This window comes from Frankia sp. CoBUL1 (assembly GCF_978021245.1).
The window spans coordinates 1-4185 of the sequence record NZ_CDXDOS010000277.1 but is presented as its reverse complement, the minus strand read 5'-3'; the positions used below and the strand labels follow the sequence as shown (position 1 = coordinate 4185).

Below are 4185 nucleotides of genomic sequence, written 5' to 3'. Positions count from 1 at the left end.
TGTCCGGCCGGCACCGGTCGAAACGACCGCGGGCCTGGCCTCCGGCCACCCGCCGGTGGGGTCCGGCTCCCCGTCGGGAAGACCTCCCGTTCAATACGCTCACTGCATGACCACCATCGTGCCCAGTGCCGCCGCTCTCGCCGATCTCGATGTGGACGCGGTGGTGATCGCCACCGCCACCGGCGACGAGGGGCTCCTCGTAGCCGGGGGCGCGGCGGACCTGGACGCCGCGCTCGGCGGCAGGCTGACGCAGGTGCTTGCCTCGCTGGGCGCGACCGGCAAGGCCGGCGAGACGGTCCGCTTCGCCACCCTCGGTACTGTGCCCTGCGCGACGGTTCTCGCGGTCGGGCTGGGCCCCCTCGCCACGTCGTCCACGCCGATGTCCTCCACGCCGATGTCCTCCACGCCGATCGGCACCGAGGCACTACGCCGGGCGGCCGGGGTCGCGGTGCGCTCCCTCGCCGGGACCGCGCGGGTGGCCGTCGCTCTGGCGGCCGCGCCGGGCGCGGTCACGTCGGAGTCGGTGCGGGCCGTGGCCGAAGGCGCGTTGCTCGGCACCTACTCCTACGACGGGCTGCGCACCACGTCGGCGAACGGCCGCCCCCGCCCCGTCGAGGAGCTGACGGTGCTCGTCGACGAGCAGAGCCTCCCGACAGCGGAAGAGGAACTGCGCCGGGCCACCGTCGTCACGGATGCGGTCACCCTGGTCCGCGATCTGGTGAACACGCCGCCGAGCCATCTGTCCCCCGCCCTGCTCGCCGACATCGCCGTCGAGCGGGCCACCGCCGCCGGCGTGACGGTCGAGGTCCTCGACGAGGTGACGCTCGCCGAGGGCGGCTTCGGAGGCCTGCTCGGTGTCGGCCAGGGATCCGCGAATCCACCGCGGCTGGTGCGGCTGGAATGGCGCGGCGGTGGATCCGAGCGGCCGGCGCTGGCGCTGGTCGGCAAGGGCATCACCTTCGATTCCGGGGGGTTGTCCCTGAAGCCGTCGACCTCCATGGAATGGATGAAGACCGACATGGCGGGCGCGGCCGCGGTGCTCGGCACCGTCATCGCCGCGGCCCGGCTCAAGCTCCCGATCACTCTCACCGGCTGGATGCCCTGCGCGGAGAACATGCCCTCGGGCGACGCGATCCGCCCCTCCGACGTTCTCACCCTGCGCGGCGGCACCCGGGTGGAGGTGCTCAACACCGACGCCGAGGGCCGGCTGGTGCTCGCCGACGCCCTCGTCCGCGCCAACGAGGAGTCACCGGACCTGATCGTGGACGTGGCCACCCTGACCGGCGCACAGATCGTCGCCCTCGGCCACCGGACGAGCGGACTGATGGGTCGTGCGGCCGCGGTGGACGCGGTCTCGTCGGCGGCGGCCGCCGCCGACGAGAGCGTCTGGCCGATGCCCCTTCCGCCCGATCTGCGCAAGGGACTGGACTCGACGGTGGCCGACATCGCCAACGTGCCACCGGGAGGCAACCGAGACGGCGGCATGCTGGTCGCCGCGCACTTCCTCGCCTCGTTCGTCCCCGAGAAGGTGTCCTGGGCGCACATCGACATCGCCGGTCCCTCCTGGAACGGTGGAGAGCCCTACGGCCACACCCCCAAGGGAGGCACCGGCATGATCGTACGCACGCTCGTCCAGCTGGCGCAGGACCGCGCGACGACGACGGCCTCCCCCGGTTCGGCCACCGGTTCCCCGGCTGAGTCCCCGGCCGAGGGCTGACCTGCGGGGGAAGGTAGGTACACAATAGTTGCTGGCGCCTCACGCAATGCAGCACAGTCACGCCCATCCGAGCGGCAGTGGGCTCACGACGTGAAAGACTGGCATCCGGTTGCCGTGGCTGGGCGAGCCGTGGCCTGACGCTCCTGCTTCGGCGGCCGCGCTCAGCGGTGGGAACGCCGTCGGGGGCGGCGGCCAACCGCGTCACCGGCTTTGTCACTCAACGTAGCAGACGCTACTAGTAACGCTCTCGGCACCACCGGCAAGACCACAGGATTCAACGAGAAGGGACCCCTGGCGTGGCGAATTCAGCGGCCGGTCCCGTCGACCTGGTCATCCTCGGTGGCGGCAGCGGCGGATACGCCGCCGCGCTGCGCGCCGCGGAACTCGACCTGAGCGTCGTTCTGATCGAGAAGGACAAGCTCGGCGGCACCTGCCTGCACCGAGGTTGCATCCCGACCAAGGCGCTGCTGCATTCGGCGGAGATCGTTGACAACATCAACGAAAGCGAGGCCTTCGGGGTTCGCTCGACCCTCGACGGCATCGACATGGCCGCAGTCAACTCCTACAAGGACTCGGTCATCGCCGGGCTCTTCAAGGGGTTGACCGGCCTGATCAAGTCCCGGGGGATCGAGGCCGTCGAGGGATTCGGCCGGCTGGTCTCCCCGACCGCCGTGGCCGTCGGCGACCGGGTCATCGAGGGTCGGCACGTCCTGCTCGCGACCGGTTCCTATTCCAAGACCCTGCCCGGCCTGGACATCGACCACGACAAGGTCATCACCAGCGATGACGCCCTGACCCTCGACCATGTGCCGGCCTCCGCGGTGGTACTGGGCGCCGGGGCCATCGGATGCGAGTTCGCCTCCGTCTGGCGGTCCTACGGGGCCGAGGTGACCATCGTCGAGGCGCTGCCGCACCTCGTCCCGCTCGAGGACGAGTCCAGCTCCAAGCTGCTGGAGCGTGCCTTCCGCAAGCGCGGCATCAAGCAGCATCTCGGCGCGCGGTTCTCCGGGGTGAAGTCCACCGACCAGGGCGTGACGGTGTCCCTCGAGAACGGGACCACCATCGAGGCCGAACTGCTGCTCGTCGCGGTCGGTCGTGGACCGGTCTCGGAAGGTCTCGGCTACGAGGAGGTCGGCATCGCGACCGACCGCGGCTATGTGCTGGTCGACCGTCAGCTACGCACGAACATTCCGACCGTGTCCGCGCTGGGCGACCTGCGGCCCGGGCTCCAGCTCGCCCACGTCGGCTTCGCCGAGGGCATCTTCGTCGCCGAGCAGCTTGCCGGGCTGGGCCCGGTGCCGGTCGACTACGACAACGTTCCGCGGGTCACCTACTCCCACCCGGAGGTGGCCTCGGTCGGCCTGACCGCCGCGGTCGCCAGGGAGCGGTACGGCGAGATCAAGACGGTCACCTACAACCTGGCGGGCAACGGCAAGTCCCAGATCCTCAGGACCTCCGGTGCGGTCACTGTGATCGCGGTCCCCGATGGTCCGGTGGTGGGCGTGCACATGGTCGGCGACCGGGTCGGCGAGCTCATCGCCGAGGCTCAGCTCATCACCAACTGGGAGGCGTTCCCCGCCGAGGTCGCCCAGCTCATCCACCCGCATCCCACGCTGTCCGAGGCTCTCGGCGAGGCGCATCTGGCGCTGGCCGGCAAGCCCCTTCACGTCCACGGTTAGCGGGCACCGCCCTGGATCGTGCCTGCCCGTGCCACCCCCGCGGCCCGATCCGCCCAGGATTCAGGCCACGCCAAGCATGAGCGCCTCCGGCCGGCCGCCCGCGCGGTGCAGATGCCGGACGCGACAAAGGAGTCGTTCCAGCATGTCTGTATCTGTCACAATGCCCCGGCTCGGGGAGAGTGTCTCCGAGGGAACCGTCACGCGGTGGCTGAAGCAGGAGGGTGAACGCGTCGAGGCCGACGAGCCACTGCTCGAAGTCAGCACCGACAAGGTCGACACCGAGATCCCCGCCCCCGCCTCCGGTGTCGTCAGCTCGATCAAGGTCGCCGAGGATGAGACCGTCGAGGTCGGCGTCGAGGTCGCGGTGATCGACGACGGGTCCGCGGGTGGCGGCACCGCACCGGCGCAGGCCACGCAGGCGCCCGCCGCGCCGGAACCCGAACCGGCGCCGGAACCCGTGAAGCCGGCTGCCGCGGCACCGCCGCCTCCGCCCACTCCGGCGCCCGCACCGGCACCCGCACCCGCACCGGCGTTCGCTCGTCGGCCGGAGCTCACCCCGGTCCCGGCCCAGACCCCGGCCGCCGCCAACGGGAACGGCGGCGGCATCGGTCGCTACGTCACCCCGCTGGTGCGCAAGATGGCCGCCGAGCTCGGCGTGGACCTGGGAACCGTGGCGGGAACCGGGCCGGGTGGACGCGTCACCAAGCAGGACATCCAGGACGCCGCGCGGCCGCGGGACGCGGCTCCCGCGGCGCAGGAGACTCCCGCGCCCCCCCCCACAGCCCCGAC

At 71.5% G+C, this 4185-nt stretch carries 3 protein-coding genes; all 3 read left to right on the top strand.

Annotation, left to right across the window (positions count from 1 at the left end):
• Positions 1-106 precede the first annotated feature (106 nt).
• Entirely contained in the window at positions 107-1717 is a 1611-nt protein-coding gene (locus AC08OX_RS15465; RefSeq protein ID WP_476608459.1) for a leucyl aminopeptidase, read from the top strand.
• A 296-nt stretch (positions 1718-2013) separates the two neighbouring features.
• Entirely contained in the window at positions 2014-3396 is a 1383-nt protein-coding gene (gene lpdA, locus AC08OX_RS15460; RefSeq protein WP_476608458.1) for a dihydrolipoyl dehydrogenase, read from the top strand.
• Between the two features lie 142 nt (positions 3397-3538).
• The coding region (locus AC08OX_RS15455) for a biotin/lipoyl-containing protein (protein ID WP_476608457.1) at positions 3539-4185 on the top strand (647 nt) is incomplete at its 3' end.